Genomic DNA, 16,719 nt, shown 5'->3' on the forward strand with positions numbered 1-16,719 from the left:
ATATAGAATTAGGCTTGTAATGCTGGACGCGTTCCCATTTGTTTTAAAAATTTGAAATGAGCCGCAATTGCTTTTCTTGTGGTTTTGTATTCTTTGTAAGGTAAGTTAAATTCCTTCGCTGTAGATTTTACTATTTCAGCAATTTTACCATAATGGATGTGACTAATATTTGGGAAAATATGATGTTCTACTTGATGATTTAAGCCTCCTGTATACCAGTTTATAATTTTGCTTTTAGCTCCAAAATTAACGGTAGTGTTTAATTGGTGAATAGCCCAAGTGTTTTTCATCGTACCGTCTTTTTCCGGTAAAGGCATTTCGGCTTCCTCCATAACATGAGCTAACTGAAAAACAACACTTAAAATTAATCCTGCGATATAATGCATAATAAAGAATCCAATTAAAATTTTATACCAAGCAATATCTGTAAGTAAGATTGGTAAAACAATCCACATAGAAACATAAATAATTTTAGATATTACTAATTTACTCCAATTAGCTACTGGGTTTGGAAATTGACCATAAGATAACTTTCGTTGCATATAGCGTTTCATTTGTTGAAAATCAGTAGTTATAGCCCAATTGATAGTTAATAAGCCATAAAGTAAAATAGAGTAGTAATGTTGAAAACGATGATGTTTACGCCATTCTGTATGTTCTGAGAAACGTAAAATACGGCCTGCTTCTAAATCTTCATCGTGACCATGAATATTGGTATACGTATGGTGTAAAACATTGTGCTGTACTTTCCAATTGTATACATTTCCAGCTAAAATGTAGATACTGCTTCCCATAATGCGGTTTACCCATTCTTTATTAGAAAATGCACCGTGATTACCATCGTGCATTACATTCATGCCTACGCCAGCCATACCTATGCCCATTACTAAGGTTAATAATAGTTGCGCCCAAGTTGGGATGTTTAAGGTTAATAAAAGGAAATAAGGTGTTAAAAATAAAGCAAACATAACTATGGTTTTAACCCATAATTGCCAATTGCCAGTACGTTTTATATTGTTTTCTTTGAAATAATTGTTTACGCGTTTGTTGAGGGTTCTAAAGAACTTGGCTGAGTCTGTTCTTGAGAATGATAATGTTTGTTGTGCCATGTATTGTGTTAAATTTAATATTATAACGTTAAGGATTAAAAAACATTATAACATTGCAAAGATAGTTAATAAAAAAAAGCAACCTTAATAGGGAAACGTTAAATTATGCAGATTAAAATTAAGTACTTTTGTAAAAAAAATTAATAATGGAGCTTATCTTAAAGTATTTCCCGGATTTAACAGAAACTCAAATTCAACAATTTGAAGCCTTAGAAGGGTTATATAAAGACTGGAATAGTAAGATTAATGTGATTTCTCGAAAGGATATTGATGAGCTGTATTTAAGACATGTCTTACACTCTTTAGGGATAGCAAAAGTGATAAATTTTAAGTCTGGTACATCGATTTTAGATGTTGGTACTGGTGGTGGGTTTCCTGGAGTGCCTTTGGCAATATTATTTCCTGAGTGTCAATTTCATTTGGTGGATAGCATTAATAAAAAGCTAAAAGTAATTAACGCAGTTGCGGAAACTTTAGAACTTACAAATATAAGAACGACTCATAGTAGGGTAGAGGCTATTGACGAAACTTTTGATTTTATTGTAAGCCGTGCTGTAACTACAATGCCAGAATTTACAACATGGGTTAAAGGTAAAATAGCCAAAATTCAAAACAATGATCTTAAAAATGGTATCCTTTATTTAAAAGGAGGAGATTTAAGAGAGGAGTTAAAACAGTACAAAACGGTAAAGGCCTTCTTGTTATCAGACTATTTTAAAGAACCATTTTTTGAAACTAAAAAAGTCATTCATTTACCTTTAAAGTATAAAGTTTAGTTATCTATTTATTAGTCATATAAAAAAACCGTCACAATAATTATTGTAACGGTTTTTTTATAACAAGAAAGTTAAGTGTCTTATTGCTTAACTATTTTTTTAGTAATAGATTCACCTTCTTCGTTAGTAAAACGAATAATGTATGGCTGTGCAGATAAATCTGAAATATCAATAGTATTGTCACCAGAAACAATGTTAGCTTGTTTTACGTTTTTTCCTAATAAATTATAAAAATTAGCAGTTAAATTTTCATTAGAGTTTACATTAAGTTCATTCTTTGTATTTGTAGGATAAACATTTAGAGTCGCTAATGAAGATTCGTTAATACTTAAACTTGGGTCAAAATTGTATGTTACGTTTAAAGGTGTTCCAATTGCTGTACCACTAGCATTAAATGCTTGAAATCTAAGCGACCAACTCATAGGAGTTGTCGTTGTAGGATCATTTAAATTCCAAAAATTATTACCAGGACTATTGGTTGCTCCAGGAGCAATCATAGCTGCAGCGTTTGGATAGCCACCATATAAGGCAACATTATTATAACATTGACCTGCAAAGCATAACTGAAAGAATGAGCCATCGGTTCCTACAAGATTGTCAACAAAAATTCTCATATATATGTTTTCGGTAGAAGTATTTGTGACTTTAAATTTCCAGTTACAAGGGTCAGAATAACCACAGCCTGCTTCAGAAAAACTGATAGTTTGTCCATCAGTGACAATACTGTCGTCACTTTTGTCTCTAACTTCAAATTGTGCGTTTGCAGAGAATGCGGCTAAAACTAAGCCTAAAAAAAGTAATGTTTTTTTCATAGTATTTTGATTTTTAGTATTGAAAATATCTTTTCAAAGATAGGTTTTTTTGTATGTAATAAAAAAGGGAAGTCTTTTTTGAAGCACTTCCCTTAATGTTATAGTAGCATACTATAATTATTTACTTACTACAAATTTTGAACTGTACGAAGCCTTTCCATCATTAATATTCATGATGTAATGTCCAGCGTTTAACTGAGATACTGGTAACTCTATGTTTTGAGTTCCAAATAAACCTTCGTAGTTATTGTTGATAACGGTTCTTCCTAACATATCAGTTACCGTAATGTTGTAATTGCCATTTCCATTTTGGAAAGCAATATTAAGTGTATCTGTTGCAGGATTAGGGTACAATTTAATTGAATCTATTCCTGTTACTTTTTCAACACTTAATGCTTGCGCTACAGTACTTTGTTTTGCGCTCACAATAGTGCCATCGGTTCCGTCAATTAATACCACAACAATATTCATATTGTTAACGTCACTTGTGGCAGGAACCGTATAGTTAAAATCATAAGATACATTTTCACCAGTATTAATCACTGATGGTACAGAGTTTTCTTGTCCATTAAATCCTCCTAATAATGCTCTACCAACGTGGTTATATACCATGTCTGTGGCAGGTTTAGGGTTTCCGTAGGCTTCATAACCACCCATTGGTCCTTCTGATCCTCCAGAGTAGTAATTCACTTGGTCATAATCCGCATTATTAACATTTGTTCCATCTCCTGTACCTGTAACACCATCTTCCGTAATTATAACACCTAATCTATAATTAGCAGCACTAAAAGAAGTGTAAAATACAGCTTGAGCAGAAATGGTTAAAGTATTCCCAGATTGAATAGCGCTAGATGATAAATCTGCAGGAACAATTTCATTAATCTGAATATCATAACCTTCTTGTAAAGAAGCTTGTCCTGGATCTACACCTACTAATTTTCTATCAAGACCAGAGTTAGGCCATCCAGAACCAATAGTGTTAACTAAGTTAGTGTCATATTCTGCTACCGTCATTGGATCATCATTATGAACAGCTATTGCAACAACCGTATTTGGATAAGTTGTAGCCATATAATCTAATCCTACAGTACCTCTAGGACACCATCCACACCAAGTACCAGTAGATTCCTCTATAAGTACAGTCTTTGTGCCAGATTGCGTCATGGTATTAAATTTAGTGTTTATTGAATTAACTAAAGGACTAGGGTTGGTAGAATTATTAATTTCTGTTATTGTAACATTAATATCTTTTTCTTCAGCAGTAGGATAGTTAACCATTATTGGGTGGTTTAATGTTGCTGTAGCATTTGCTGCAATGTTTGTATTGATAGTAGAGATATGATCTGTAGTACCATCATTCCAGTTAATTTCTAAAGACGTAATTGGATTTGTACCTATATTTTTAACATTAACTGACAATTGATTGTCAACAGAAACTAAAGAGTATCTGTTTAAGCTTAGAGATTGTAAGGCCACGTCTGTTGGAGTAGGAATGGTTGTAACAGAAACGTCATCAATATTTAATCGGAATTGGTCAGTAGTATTGTGATGTCTAAAAGCTACATATATAGTTTGACCAGCAAAAGAGGAGATGTCTAAATCTCTCTCAGCATATCCTCCTGTAGCTCCAATAATCTCGTTGAACGTCGTTGTAGATGCGCCTAATGTTGCAATATCTGAAGCTGTTGCTACATAAACGGTGTAATTTTCGTTAGCCCAAGCTTGATCTTGTCCATAAGCTTTCCATTGTAATAAAATAGAACCACTGGCTCCTGTTAAATCGATAGCTTTTGAAACCATCCAGTTATCAGGAAATAATGCTTCTCCTAATGGTGGTGTAGGAATCCAAGATGCTGATGTGGCGTGTTCTTCTTGTACTCCATCATCTAAATCAGCTACATACCAACCATTGTTGTCTCCATCAGCGTCGGTTAATGTCCAGTTGTCCATATTTCCTGATGAAAAATCATCATAGAAGTAAGTTTGTGCTGTAGAGAATTGCAAGAAAGCAAAACTGAGCAAAGTTAAGAGCGTAATTTTTTTAATCATGTTTTTAAGTATTAGTTAATATTTGAGAATAAGTGAGCTTGAAGATACTTAAATAGCTAATTTTTGCAAAAAATTAACATAAAAAAAACGGTATTTATAAATAAACACCGTCTAAGTACTATTATATCGGATAAAATTAAAAAGCAACGGTTAAGTTAGCACTAAGGCCCGTATTTGAGGGTACAAATCTACACACTCCACCAATACATATTAGACCACCACGTTGTCTTCCATAGTTAATGCCTAATCTCGTATTGCCTTTGCTGTAACTTCCTCCAACACTATAATAATGTATTTTGTCTACTCCACCGTAATTATAGTTGTCTGCTACATAAAGTGCTAAACGTGTAGAAAAATTATATTCAACAACTCCGGCTGCCCAGTTTTTACGATCGTCTTCGCTCCATAGGTGTTGTACAACAAAACGTGCTGCTTTTCCGTTGTCAAATCGTCTTGTAGCTTCAATAACACCAATATTTGCAAGGATAGATTTTTTTCCAAGTGGACCTCCTTCAACAATGGCTTTGTCTACTATTACATTTTGATAGGTTAAAACAGAACTCCAATTTTTAGACCATTTCTTTTTAATTTCAAGATTAAAATCTCTGAACAATTGGTGACCTTTGCCAATAAATTTGGCTTTGTACCATCGGTTTTCAATATTATATTCAGCATCTAATCCTCCCCAATAAGAGAAGTTCATCGCTAGCTTTGTTCCGTATTTTCCGCCTAAAGATGTACCTTTTTTAAAAGAGTAAAATAAATCGAATTGTGTGCCGACTTCTCCAGAGCGTTGGTCAAAAGACTCAATAATTAGTCTTGGCTGCGGATTGTAAACGTATAGATTTGTTAATAAATAATCTTGCTGTTTGGTAAGTCCAGGGACGTAGTTTACAACTTGTTGGTTGTAAATATTACCTTCGGCAAAGCGGTCTGAATAAAAGCTAAAGTTTTCTAGACGTCTAAACGTGGCATTTATTCCTAAGCCTTTTTTTGCATAACCAGCGTTAACTTGTAAAGCTGTTCCATCGTAAAGTTTGTTGGATGAAATCTGTTCTTCATTAACAATAACATCAGGATCTTTTACAATGGCTTCAACACTAGCATAAAAGTTATCGATAATAAAATCTAAACGTCCACCATAAGCTCCAACTGTAGTGGGAAGAGCTTCGTTTCCATTCGTATCTTGATATCTGCCAACATAACTAGCACCTAGTTGTATATCTACAGATTCTATATTTAAAGCTCCGCTGAGACTTAAATCGGCATCTATACCTTGAATAGTACCTGCAGATTCTTCAAAACCATAACGTTGTTTCCCGAAAACAGCTTTAAGGCTTAAGTCTTTAGTTGCATTAAATTTTATGTTCAATCCCTTTATGGCATTATTTAGTCCTAATTGTCTGTCTTCCCATGAACGCAATATTAATCCACTACCAAATTGCTCGTAAAAATAGCCTGCGGTAATATCTAAATTTTCGGCTTTATAATTAAAATAATAAGTTGCTATATCGTTTTGATTATCATAGATAGGGCTATAGCCAAGTAGTCCAGATGGTAAGTATGATTCGTATTGAGCACCAGCAGTAAACTTACCAAGATTGTAATTCATTAAAATGTAATTGTTAGCTCTAAATTGGTCTTCTGGTGCTACAAAATTTAAGCCTTTATCTGTTTGAAGCCATTGTGAATTAGATTCTAATCCACCGTAAAATGAACCATTTTCTTGAGCATTTATAAGGTAGAGATTTGACAATAGCGTTGCTAGAATAACTATTTTTTTCATTATAATATGGTTGTTAGCGGTAAGGTTAGTCTTGGGTTTTATTAGTTAGAAAATTCTTTAATTTTTTCGTACAGTTCTAGTTCTGCACCAGGACTGTAGCCAGAATGTTTATAAACAATCTTATTGTCTTTTACTAAAATTGTAAGCGGAATACTTGAAGCATTTAGTGCACGCTTTAAATCATTATTCGTATCTAGTAAAACGGTGTAATCCCAACCTTTACCATTTACCATTGATTTTACACGTTTTACAGTTCTACTATCATCTACTGATACAGCTAGAAGTTCTACATTAGTTTCTTCTTGCCATTCGTCGTAGATATCATTAATGGCATCTAATTCTTTTAAGCAAGGTACACACCAGGTTGCCCAAAGGGAAATAATGGTAATACCATCTTTATTAGTAGCGTCTTTTAATACGATGGTTTTACCGTCAATAGAGGTTAAGTCTACACTAGGAAGGTCGTTTTGAGCCATAGCGTTTAGACTAAATAGACTTAAGCAAAAAATAAAAATTAGTTTTTTCATGTATTTATAATTTGTCGTTTTTAACTAGTACGTGCTGTTTGTTGAAATATATACCAGAAGGTGATAATACATTTAATAAGCTTGTATAGTAATAATTTTTAAATTGTGTTTCACAATATTAGTTAAATTATTTTCAAATGTAGTGAAGTACTAAAAATTAATTATTTTAGCAAAAAAATAATAGAATTGCTATGATTTTAAAAAAAATACCAAAGTTCTTTTTATTACTAATTGTTTTAGTAAGTGTTGCATGTAGTAAAACGGAAGATAATGTACCCTTAAACACTCCAACCACTCAAATTGTTGTAGATAAGTTGGTGCGTAAAGCGTCATTAATTAATCAAGAGATTCCTTTTACAATTACAAGTGATTCTGAGGCCGGAGAAATTACCGACTTGGTGTTTTATGTCAATGGGGAGCCTATGGAAGGGACGTCATTCTCTTCTGATACTATTGGAGATTTTGAAGTGTATGCTGTTTATATGCAGGATGGAGTAGAAGTTACTACTAATACAGAAACATTTAGTGTTATCATACCCAAAAGAAAAGTTGTTGTAGAAGATTACACTGGTACATGGTGTGGCTTTTGTCCGAGAGTTGCAGGTGCAATTTATTCGTTAAGTGAAGAAACAGATGACATTACGGTTGTTGCTATACATGAAACAAATAACAATTTTCCTGAGCCAATGCATTTTGGACAAATACAATTGTTAAAAGATGCTTTTGGTGTCGATGGTTTACCTGCAGCAAGATTAAATAGAACTGAAGATTGGGCAACACCACACCCCAATAGTGCTGTTACTAGTATGGCTGGTTTAGATACTAATTTAGCAATAGCAATAAACTCTGAGGTTGAAGAAGGCGAGTTACAAGTTCAAGTCAATGTAGTTTATGAGGAAGGCTCAGTTCAAGGAGATAAATTAGTAGTTTATTTGCTAGAAGATGGTATTATAAGTGATCAATTTAATTATTATAATGATGATGCTACAAGTCCTTTTTATAATATGGGAGATATAATCCCAGATTTTGAACATAACGAGGTCTTAAGAAACTCTTTATCTGGTCTTTTGGGAGATGCAATTCCTGTAACAGCTGAATTAACTGAGCATATTTGGTCAAATACAATGACGCTTCCTTCAAATTATGTTGTGGAAAATTTGAGTATTGTTGCTATGGTTGTTGGTGCTGATAACACGGCTAAAAATTCACAGCATGCACATGTTGGAGAAGATAAGTCTTATGAATAATTTCTTTTGCTGAATTTCTATAAGAAAAAACCTGAACACTAATTTTAGCGTTCAGGTTTTTTTTTATGCCTAAGTATTTAGTGTGCTATTTATTTACTAAAAATTTTGTTGTAAATATTGAATTGTTTTCTCCAATTATATTGAGAATATAAAATCCAGAAGCTATATTCAAAGGTATTATTGTGCTGTTATCTAATTTTAAATTGGAGTTGTATACAGTTTTTCCTGTTAAATCTGTTATACTAATGTTTGCGTTAGTACTGCTGTTAGACTTTAATACTAATTCATTCTTTATTGGATTGTTTTCTAATTGAATAGCTATTACTTCAAAATTAGGGATATGTAAAGGAGAATTCAATATTTCGTCTAAAGCAAATGCAACGTTCGCTTCTGTAAGTTGAAGGTGAGGTTCGTTGTCTTCTGGCATAAATGTATTAACAAAAGGGGTGTTGTTTGTCGTGTTGCTTCCTGCTATGTCAACAGTTTGATACCAGTTAATATTATCGGCTTCGGTTGCATCTGTAATATCCAATGCTAATGCGCTTACAGAAGGAACATAGCTGAATTTATCGATTTGTAAGGCATTAAAAAAATCTTCACCAATACCGCCTATTGCACCAATACTGCCTGTTATTGCGGATAAATCAAATAATCCGCCAGGTGCAGCATCGACACCGTCATAATTGGTTGTTCCAGAATTAGCAATCACTTCAATATTTGAAATAATTGGAGGTAAAAGTGGTGCAAAAAATCGACTTACTTGTTGTGCTGAACCTGCACTTGGTGTCATATTTATTGCTATTTCAACATCAACACTTCCTAGAATTGGTACTTCTACAGGTAAGGTAATGTCTACTATTGGAAATCCACTTGTTACCGGTGTTACTCCATCTGCGGCTAAGTATGTACTTCCTATTCCACTACCATTGATAATAGCAACATTACGCACGTTTGTAGGAAAACCATTAGGTGTTAAGCTGTTTATGTTCGTTTCAAAAGTTTCTCTAAACGGATGTGGTTTTGGAAGGGTTAGTGCAGGATCAAAACTATAGGCATCAGCACCAGATAGGTGAGATTCGTAGTGATCTATTAATAGTTGTCTTCCTGCAGGAGACTTAAGAAGCCCTTCAATTAAAGGCTCTATTTCTGTTACTGGACTCAAGGTGTTATTGGCTAAATAATTTAATTGGTGTTGTAATCCAATTGGCACATTAGCTCCGTGATGCGGCGCATCAAAAGATATAAAAAGTCTCGTGTCAGCATCTAATGCATTTGCTTCCATATAATTTAAGGCATAGCGAGAAATTAGGCCACCCATGCTTGGGCCAATAATAACATTTTGCTCAGGGCTGTTTGTGGCTTTTGCGGTATTAATAATAGTGATTAGTTCAACTAGGAGCATGGCGTTTCGTTCTATGAAATCAGTGCCACCATCTATGATTTCAGAATCGGCAGTACGTGTGTAAATTGGAAAATTTAGAATAACAACATCAAATCCTTGAGTTCGTAATTGATCGGCTAAGTTTTCAGTTCCAGAAGTATTTGTAAAGTCTAATAGGTTGTATATACCATTGATATCTCTTATATCTCCAGAATCGAAACCATCTACAACAATAATTGGTTTGTCTAAAATGTTATCAGGACTTAAAAATATTTGATATTCTCCTTCTCCTGGGTAGTTTACTGTTTGCCCATAAGTTGATAAGTCTGGTGTTATTCCAGATGTAAACGATGTTTGCGCAAAACTTAGAAAGGGTAAGCAGAATAAAATAGAAAAGTAATGTTTTTTCATAGGTCGTGATTTTGAATTAATATCTCGAAAAGATACAAAGTTTACGTTAGCTATTGTTGGTTTTTGAGGTCATTTCTATAAAGCGCAAAAAAAAATCCTTAAAAGTATTGAACTTCTAAGGATTTATATTTCAGGTTTTTATAAGTGTTTAGCCTAAAAAAGGATATCTGTAATCCGTTGGAGTTACAAAAGTTTCCTTAATTAGTCTTGGAGAGACCCAGCGCAATAAGTTTTGAGCACTACCCGCTTTATCGTTAGTTCCAGATGCTCTTGCTCCACCAAAAGGTTGTTGGCCAACAACAGCTCCTGTTGGTTTGTCATTAATGTAGAAGTTACCTGCTGCGTTCTGTAAAGCTTTAGTTGCCTCTTCTACGGCATAACGACAAGTTGATAAAATAGCACCAGTTAAGGCGTATTCGCTAGTCTCGTCAACCAGTTTTAAAGTTTCAGTGAATTTGTCTTCGTCATAAACATAAATCGTCATGACAGGTCCAAATAACTCAGTACACATGGTTGTGTATTTTGGGTTTGTTGTAACAATAACAGTAGGTTCAATAAAGTAACCTTTAGATTTATCGTAGTTCCCACCAACAATAACTTCTGCATCCGCATCAGTTTTAGCTGCGTCTATATATTTTGCTAATTTATCAAAGGAACCTTCGTTAATTACTGCAGTAATAAAGTTACTCATGTCTTCAGGTGAACCCATTTTGAAAGATTTTACATCTTCAATAACGAATTTTTTAACATCCTCCCAAATGTTACTTGGGATGTATGCTCTAGAAGCAGCGCTACATTTTTGGCCTTGAAATTCAAAGGCACCACGAGAAATAGCTGTTGCAACTTGTTTTGGAACTGCTGATTTATGAGCTACAATAAAGTCTTTGCCACCTGTCTCACCAACGATTCTTGGGTAGGTTTTGTAATTCTCTATATTGTTACCAATTTGTTTCCATAAGCTTTGGAATACTGGTGTAGAACCTGTGTAATGTAAACCAGAAAAATGAGGACTTGCCATTACGGTATCTGTAATCATTCCAGGGTCACCAAATACGACGTTAATAACACCAGCAGGTACGCCAGCTTCTTTAAAGACGTCCATAATAACTTTTGCAGAATATATTTGGTTGTTACTTGGTTTCCATACAACAACATTACCCATTAATGCCATACAAGCTGGTAAGTTTCCGGCAATAGCAGTAAAGTTAAAAGGTGTTACTGCATAGGTAAAACCTTCAAGAGGTCTGTATTCTACTCTGTTCCATGCATCGCTAGTACTTTCTGGTTGTTCCATGTAGATGTCTGACATAAACTGAACATTAAAACGCAAGAAATCAATTAACTCACAAGCAGCATCAATTTCAGCTTGGTGTATGCTTTTAGATTGCGCAATCATGGTTGCTGCATTAATTTTGGCTCTGTAAGGACCTGCAATTAATTCGGCTGCTTTTAAGAAAATACCAGCACGTTGTTCCCATGGCATTTGTGACCATGCTTTACGTGCTTCTAATGCTGTAGCAATAGCGTCTTCAACGTGTGTTTTTTCAGCTAAATGGTATTCGCCGACTATATGTTGATGATCGTGTGGAGGAGACATTGTTCTGGTATTACCAGTTTTAACATCTTTTCCATTTATGTATAGAGGAACTTCAACCTTAGAATTAAACATTGATTTGTACGCTTCTGAAACGGCTTGACGTTCAGCAGAACCTGGTGCGTAAGTCATCACTGGTTCATTAACTGCTACTGGTACATTAAAGAATCCTTTTCCCATAATATATTTGTTTTTTTAGTTTGAATTTTGAAAGGGCAAAGGTACAATTTTTATAGGAGAATAGTTTCTTGAAATGTTATTGTTATGTGAAGATTGAAATTGAAGTGGTATGAATGGTTTATTCATATTTAGAATCAAGATCTATAGATTTTTAATTTAACCAGTAGTGCTACTGTAATATTATTTAAATAACTGTATTTGAGTGGGTTAATTGAGAGGTGTGTCTTCGGAATATCGTAAATATTAATCTATAAATAGTCTTTAAGATGAATGACTATTTGAATTTGCAACGAGTTTAATATAACTTTTGAAGCTTAATTTAGGGCGAAAGGAGCACTTAATTTAAAAGAGGGGATATAGACTTTAAACTTATTTGTTTTAGATAGGTTTATCATGTTGTAATAGCCAGACATAGCGCCAAATGGAGACGTTAATAAGCATCCTGAATTATAAGTATGAGATTCGCCTGGTTTTAAAACCGGTTTTTTTCCAATGACGCCTTCTCCTTCAATAATCTCTTCGTTATTTAAAGCGTCAAGTATTTTCCAGTGTCTAGAGTTTAATTGCACAGAATCTTTACTCTGGTTTTCAATAGTTACTTTATAACCAAATGCAAAATGTACTTTATAGTTCTTGTAAAATGTTCCTTCAAAATTGGTTTCTACAGAAATTTTTATGCCGCTTGTAACTTGTTGTACCATGAATTTAATTCTTTAACTATAGCTAAAATAACATAATTTTTGAATGAAGCACTATAATTCGGTTAAGGGGATGTGTTTTTTAACAAATACCTAATAAAAATGACTTGTGGTGTGAAAATGTTAATGGGTATCTTGTTTTGGTATTGTTAATCATGTTAATTAGAAATGTTTACAGAACTGGCTTCGCCAAAACCAATAAGTCTATCATATCGTGAACCGAGATCTTTATAGTATACTAAAACTTTGTAATTGTTTTCGGTTTGCCAAAAATTTCCACTAATAGCACCTTCGTCTAATTCTCCTGTGTTTTTATCAACAGCAACAAATTTATAATTGTAGAATCCTTGTTTTAGAAGCAATATCGTTTCATAGCGTTTGCTTTCAGGATTAAAAAGCATTTGTGTTAACGGCTCAATGGTGAACGCATTAAAGTTACCATAGACATGAATATCCTTAGTCTTTAATTCCTCTTGGGATAATGAGAAATGAACCATTACATAATCTGCTTCAATATCGGGATTGTCTCGGTCTAATATGGTGACAAGGAAATTTCCATTAATATCTGGATTGTAGGTGTATGGTCTATTCTTTCGAGATATATTGGTGTATAAATAATTGTGATATAGGTCTTTTAAATCTGTAAATTGAACTCCAACATTTGCAGCTCTAACATCTTTGTTTTCAAAAAATAAATATTCATTTCCTCCCCAAAAAGCGGATTCGGTATCGTAACGATAAATGAGTTCGTTACCCAATGTGTATTGTGGTTTTAAGTCAGAAATAGCTGTGTTAAGATTGTTGTTTTGAATAATAAGTGTTTTAATAGTTTCTAATGGGTTGTTTAGATTCATTCCGTTTGTGGTAATAACCATATCTACAGATTGCTTTTCTGCAATTGCTTTAACATCTCTAGAGCGTTTTATGTTTACTCCAACGCTGGCTATGTCTTCATATATCATGAATTTTCTGCTGAACATCAACTCGTCATAATCATCATAAATAGAAATAAGATAATTTCCGCTTTTTAACAATCCGTGCGTTTGTTCGTTTGGTATGCTTAAGTTGTAGTGAGAATAAATTTGATAGGTGTTAAACGAGTTCTCATAATCTCTAATGCGTTGGTTATCTATGCCTTTCAGGTATTCGGATTTTGAGAGGCTGGAGGGAGTCCAATCAAAGTTAAAATGTTCAATAACATAGTAGAAATCTTCTTCATCTCCTGTAAGGGCGTCGAACTCGAGCGTTAAAGGCTCTCCGAGTTTTAAAACGGGTAATTGGCCTTGTGTGGTATTGCTCTTAAATGTTATGGTTTTTATAAAATATGGAGGATTGAGTTCTTCAGCAACTTGAGCGCCTATAATGGAGGGAGATAGTATAAATGTTAAAAGGTAAAAAAAAGTGTTTTTCATTTTATTTAAAATCTAAGTGCATAAAGATAATCAAAATCTATGCCTTAAAACAAGTCTCTTATTTATAATCATTACAAATAAAAAAGATGCTTTAATTTGAGTCTTTTTTAAGCATTAATTCGTAAATTTGCACGGATTTTTAGATAACTAATCTTTAATAGATATGTCAAAAGACATCAGAATTAAAAAGGGTTTGGATATAAAGCTTGTCGGTGAAGCCGAGAAAGCAACAGAGAATGCTATCATTAGTAATTCTTATTCCATAAGACCTGAAGACTTTCATACTATCATTCCGAAATTAGTTGCAAAAGAGGGCACTCACGTTAAAGCGGGTGAAACTTTGTTCTATAATAAGGATAATGAAGCTATGAAATTTGTTTCACCTGTCTCTGGTGAAATAACAGAAGTACAACGAGGGCCAAGACGTCGAATCGATGGCATTAAAATCACAGCAGATAAAACGCAAGTACATGTAGATCATGGCAAGTTTGATTTGGCATCTGATGCTGAAAAAACTAAAGCTCATTTGTTAGCTACGGGTTGTTGGGCTTTTATTAAGCAACGTCCTTATGATGTTGTTGCCAAAGCAGACGTTGCTCCAAAAGCTATTTTTATCTCTGGTTATGCTAGTGCACCATTGGCGGCCGATTTGGATTATACGCTTGCTGGTAAAGAGGCTGAATTGCAAGCTGCAGTTACGGCGTTGTCGCATTTAACAGATGGAGGTGTACACATTTCAATAGGAAGTACGAACTCTCCTTTAGCAAATTTAAATAATGCTACAACTTACAAAGTTTCAGGACCGCATCCTTCTGGGAATGTTGGCACTTTAATTAACAAGGTCAGTCCTGTTAATAAAGGTGAAACGGTTTGGACTGTTAATGCACAAGACCTTGTTATTATTGGCGAATTGCTACTTACAGGAAAATTCAATGCTGAACGTGTTGTTGCTTTTGTAGGTTCTGCAGTTCAAAAACCAAGATACTTTAGAACTAAAATTGGATCGGAAGTAGCAACAATGGTTTATGATAACGGAGTTGATAAAAACGGTAATAACCGTATTATTTCTGGAAATGTATTATCTGGTAAACAAGTACAGCCAGATGGTTATTTAGATTATTATAGTAATGTTATTACTGTAATACCAGAAGGAGATGATTATGAGTTGTTTGGTTGGAATAAACCCGTATTCAATAAAATTTCTACATCTAGAGCATTAACCTTTTCTTGGTTAAATCCTAAGAAAAAGTATGATCTAAATACCAATACGAACGGAGAACATCGTGCATTTGTAACTACAGGAACATATGAAGAAGTATTTCCGTTAGATATTTACCCAATGCAGATTTTGAAAGCTTGTATGTATAAAGATTTAGATGAAATGGAAGCTTTAGGAATGTACGAAGTTGCACCTGAGGATTTTGCATTAACAGAATTTGTGTGTGTGTCTAAGCAACCACACCAAAGAATAATTAGAGAAGGTTTAGACTTAATGCTTAAAGAGATAGGATAATGGGTTTAAAAAGTAATTTACATAATCTTAAAGAAAAGTATAAAGGCACAAAGATGGCTCCGGCTTTCAATGCTTTACATACATTTTTATACTTGCCAAATGAAACCACTCACGGTGGTACACACATTAAGGCAGCAGATGATTTAAAGCGTACAATGAATACAGTAATCATGGCTTTAGTACCATGTTTAATATTCGGTATGTTTAACGCTGGTTATCAGCATTATTTAGCACAAGGTTTAATAGAGTCTGCTGATGGATTTTTTGGAGCTTCATTTTGGACTTTAGACAATTTTGTGGTTGGACTTTGGAAAGTGTTACCCTTAGTAATCGTTTCTTATGGTGTTGGTTTAGCGGTAGAATTTATTTTCGCTATAATAAAAGGACACGAAGTAGAAGAAGGATATTTGGTAACAGGAATGTTAGTACCACTTATTGTTCCTATAGATACTCCATTATGGATGTTAGCTGTAGCAGTAATCTTTGGTGTGGTTATCGGTAAAGAAGTCTTTGGTGGAACAGGAATGAATATTCTGAATCCAGCATTAACTATTAGAGCCTTTTTATTCTTCGCTTACCCAACGTGGATGTCTGGGGATAAAGTATGGGTACATGGTGCTGTTGAACGCGATCAAATGATTGCTGCAGGACAGAATGTTGATGCTATTTCTGGTGAAACCATATTAGGTTCATTAGCACAAGGGAAAGAAATTGTTTACTCCGTCTGGGATATGTTCTACGGAATTATTCCTGGTTCGGTTGGAGAAACATCAACACTATTAATTGTATTAGCTGCATTATTTTTGGTCTTTACTAAGATTGGAAGCTGGAGAATTATGTTATCTTCTGTAGCAGGTGCCTTAGTAATGGGACTTATATTTAATGGTCTTGTTAATGCAGAGGTCATTACAGAAGGAAGTAAGTTTTACGGCTTAATGAGTACAACATTTTGGCATCATTTACTAATTGGTGGTTTTGCTTTTGGTACTGTATTTATGGCTACGGATCCTGTAACAGCATCACAAACTAATAAAGGAAAATGGATCTATGGTTTCTTAGTAGGGTTTCTTTCTATTATGATACGTGTATTCAACCCAGCATATCCAGAAGGGGTGATGTTAGCTATCTTATTAATGAATGTGTTTGCACCAACTATTGATCATTATGTGGTTAAAGGTAATATTAAGAAGAGAAAGAAACGTCTAAAAGCAAAAACTGCGTAAC

Annotated in this window: 13 protein-coding genes; 4 read left to right on the top strand and 9 right to left on the bottom strand. The window is 34.1% G+C overall.

The window, feature by feature from the left end:
• Positions 1-8 precede the first annotated feature (8 nt).
• Complete coding sequence (locus ACXGSQ_RS07070) at positions 9-1,109, bottom strand: fatty acid desaturase family protein (RefSeq protein WP_458628914.1); 1,101 nt, start codon at positions 1,107-1,109, stop codon at positions 9-11.
• Between the two features lie 146 nt (positions 1,110-1,255).
• Here ACXGSQ_RS07070 and rsmG point away from each other — a divergent pair, with 146 nt between their 5' ends.
• Positions 1,256-1,885 carry a 16S rRNA (guanine(527)-N(7))-methyltransferase RsmG gene (gene rsmG / locus ACXGSQ_RS07075; RefSeq protein WP_458628915.1) on the top strand — a complete coding sequence of 210 codons (630 nt, stop codon included), beginning with the start codon at positions 1,256-1,258 and terminating at the stop codon, positions 1,883-1,885.
• Positions 1,886-1,965: 80 nt separating this feature from the next.
• On the opposite strand, the gene ACXGSQ_RS07080 is transcribed toward rsmG, so the two are convergent.
• The 4 genes from ACXGSQ_RS07080 to ACXGSQ_RS07095 form a co-directional block, all read right to left on the bottom strand.
• Positions 1,966-2,697 carry a T9SS type A sorting domain-containing protein gene (locus ACXGSQ_RS07080; RefSeq protein WP_458628916.1) on the bottom strand — a complete coding sequence of 244 codons (732 nt, stop codon included), beginning with the start codon at positions 2,695-2,697 and terminating at the stop codon, positions 1,966-1,968.
• A gap of 117 nt (positions 2,698-2,814) precedes the next feature.
• On the bottom strand, positions 2,815-4,746 hold the full coding sequence (locus ACXGSQ_RS07085; RefSeq protein WP_458628917.1) for a T9SS type A sorting domain-containing protein: 1,932 nt from the start codon (positions 4,744-4,746) through the stop codon (positions 2,815-2,817).
• Positions 4,747-4,882: 136 nt separating this feature from the next.
• Positions 4,883-6,532, bottom strand: coding sequence for a DUF6029 family protein (locus tag ACXGSQ_RS07090; RefSeq protein ID WP_458628918.1), 1,650 nt, complete (start codon positions 6,530-6,532; stop codon positions 4,883-4,885).
• Between the two features lie 41 nt (positions 6,533-6,573).
• The gene (locus ACXGSQ_RS07095) at positions 6,574-7,059 is read right to left on the bottom strand and encodes a TlpA family protein disulfide reductase (RefSeq protein ID WP_458628919.1); all 486 of its coding nucleotides are present in this window, start codon (positions 7,057-7,059) and stop codon (positions 6,574-6,576) included.
• Positions 7,060-7,250: 191 nt separating this feature from the next.
• Between ACXGSQ_RS07095 and ACXGSQ_RS07100 the strand changes: the two genes are divergently transcribed.
• Complete coding sequence (locus ACXGSQ_RS07100) at positions 7,251-8,306, top strand: Omp28-related outer membrane protein (protein WP_458628920.1); 1,056 nt, start codon at positions 7,251-7,253, stop codon at positions 8,304-8,306.
• A gap of 85 nt (positions 8,307-8,391) precedes the next feature.
• Here the strand turns inward: ACXGSQ_RS07100 and ACXGSQ_RS07105 are convergent, their stop codons facing one another.
• The 4 genes from ACXGSQ_RS07105 to ACXGSQ_RS07120 form a co-directional block, all read right to left on the bottom strand.
• Positions 8,392-10,098, bottom strand: coding sequence for a T9SS type A sorting domain-containing protein (locus ACXGSQ_RS07105; RefSeq protein ID WP_458628921.1), 1,707 nt, complete (start codon positions 10,096-10,098; stop codon positions 8,392-8,394).
• A 148-nt stretch (positions 10,099-10,246) separates the two neighbouring features.
• A complete protein-coding gene (gene pruA / locus ACXGSQ_RS07110) occupies positions 10,247-11,872 on the bottom strand; it encodes an L-glutamate gamma-semialdehyde dehydrogenase (protein WP_458628922.1) in 1,626 nt (541 codons plus the stop codon).
• Between the two features lie 314 nt (positions 11,873-12,186).
• Positions 12,187-12,573, bottom strand: a complete 387-nt coding sequence (apaG, locus tag ACXGSQ_RS07115; protein ID WP_458628923.1) for a Co2+/Mg2+ efflux protein ApaG — start codon at positions 12,571-12,573, stop codon at positions 12,187-12,189.
• Between the two features lie 155 nt (positions 12,574-12,728).
• Entirely contained in the window at positions 12,729-13,982 is a 1,254-nt protein-coding gene (locus tag ACXGSQ_RS07120; RefSeq protein ID WP_458628924.1) for a type IX secretion system plug protein, read from the bottom strand.
• A 163-nt stretch (positions 13,983-14,145) separates the two neighbouring features.
• Between ACXGSQ_RS07120 and ACXGSQ_RS07125 the strand changes: the two genes are divergently transcribed.
• Together ACXGSQ_RS07125 and ACXGSQ_RS07130 are read left to right on the top strand one after the other, a co-directional pair.
• Positions 14,146-15,495, top strand: coding sequence for a Na(+)-translocating NADH-quinone reductase subunit A (locus ACXGSQ_RS07125; RefSeq protein ID WP_458628925.1), 1,350 nt, complete (start codon positions 14,146-14,148; stop codon positions 15,493-15,495).
• The gene (locus tag ACXGSQ_RS07130; RefSeq protein ID WP_458628926.1) at positions 15,495-16,718 is read left to right on the top strand and encodes an NADH:ubiquinone reductase (Na(+)-transporting) subunit B; all 1,224 of its coding nucleotides are present in this window, start codon (positions 15,495-15,497) and stop codon (positions 16,716-16,718) included. The genes ACXGSQ_RS07125 and ACXGSQ_RS07130 overlap by 1 nt, the downstream gene beginning before the upstream one ends.
• The last annotated feature ends 1 nt before the right edge of the window (position 16,719 follow it).

It is taken from the genome of Winogradskyella sp. PC D3.3, from assembly GCF_054366245.1.

Excerpts from the sequence above, each read along its gene's own strand:
- ACXGSQ_RS07070 (WP_458628914.1), bottom strand. The coding sequence starts at position 1,109 with ATGGCACAACAAACATTATCATTCTCAAGAACAGACTCAGCCAAGTTC.
- rsmG (WP_458628915.1), top strand. The coding sequence starts at position 1,256 with ATGGAGCTTATCTTAAAGTATTTCCCGGATTTAACAGAAACTCAAATT.
- ACXGSQ_RS07080 (WP_458628916.1), bottom strand. The coding sequence starts at position 2,697 with ATGAAAAAAACATTACTTTTTTTAGGCTTAGTTTTAGCCGCATTCTCT.
- ACXGSQ_RS07085 (WP_458628917.1), bottom strand. The coding sequence starts at position 4,746 with ATGATTAAAAAAATTACGCTCTTAACTTTGCTCAGTTTTGCTTTCTTG.
- ACXGSQ_RS07090 (WP_458628918.1), bottom strand. The coding sequence starts at position 6,532 with ATGAAAAAAATAGTTATTCTAGCAACGCTATTGTCAAATCTCTACCTT.
- ACXGSQ_RS07095 (WP_458628919.1), bottom strand. The coding sequence starts at position 7,059 with ATGAAAAAACTAATTTTTATTTTTTGCTTAAGTCTATTTAGTCTAAAC.
- ACXGSQ_RS07100 (WP_458628920.1), top strand. The coding sequence starts at position 7,251 with ATGATTTTAAAAAAAATACCAAAGTTCTTTTTATTACTAATTGTTTTA.
- ACXGSQ_RS07105 (WP_458628921.1), bottom strand. The coding sequence starts at position 10,098 with ATGAAAAAACATTACTTTTCTATTTTATTCTGCTTACCCTTTCTAAGT.
- pruA (WP_458628922.1), bottom strand. The coding sequence starts at position 11,872 with ATGGGAAAAGGATTCTTTAATGTACCAGTAGCAGTTAATGAACCAGTG.
- apaG (WP_458628923.1), bottom strand. The coding sequence starts at position 12,573 with ATGGTACAACAAGTTACAAGCGGCATAAAAATTTCTGTAGAAACCAAT.
- ACXGSQ_RS07120 (WP_458628924.1), bottom strand. The coding sequence starts at position 13,982 with ATGAAAAACACTTTTTTTTACCTTTTAACATTTATACTATCTCCCTCC.
- ACXGSQ_RS07125 (WP_458628925.1), top strand. The coding sequence starts at position 14,146 with ATGTCAAAAGACATCAGAATTAAAAAGGGTTTGGATATAAAGCTTGTC.
- ACXGSQ_RS07130 (WP_458628926.1), top strand. The coding sequence starts at position 15,495 with ATGGGTTTAAAAAGTAATTTACATAATCTTAAAGAAAAGTATAAAGGC.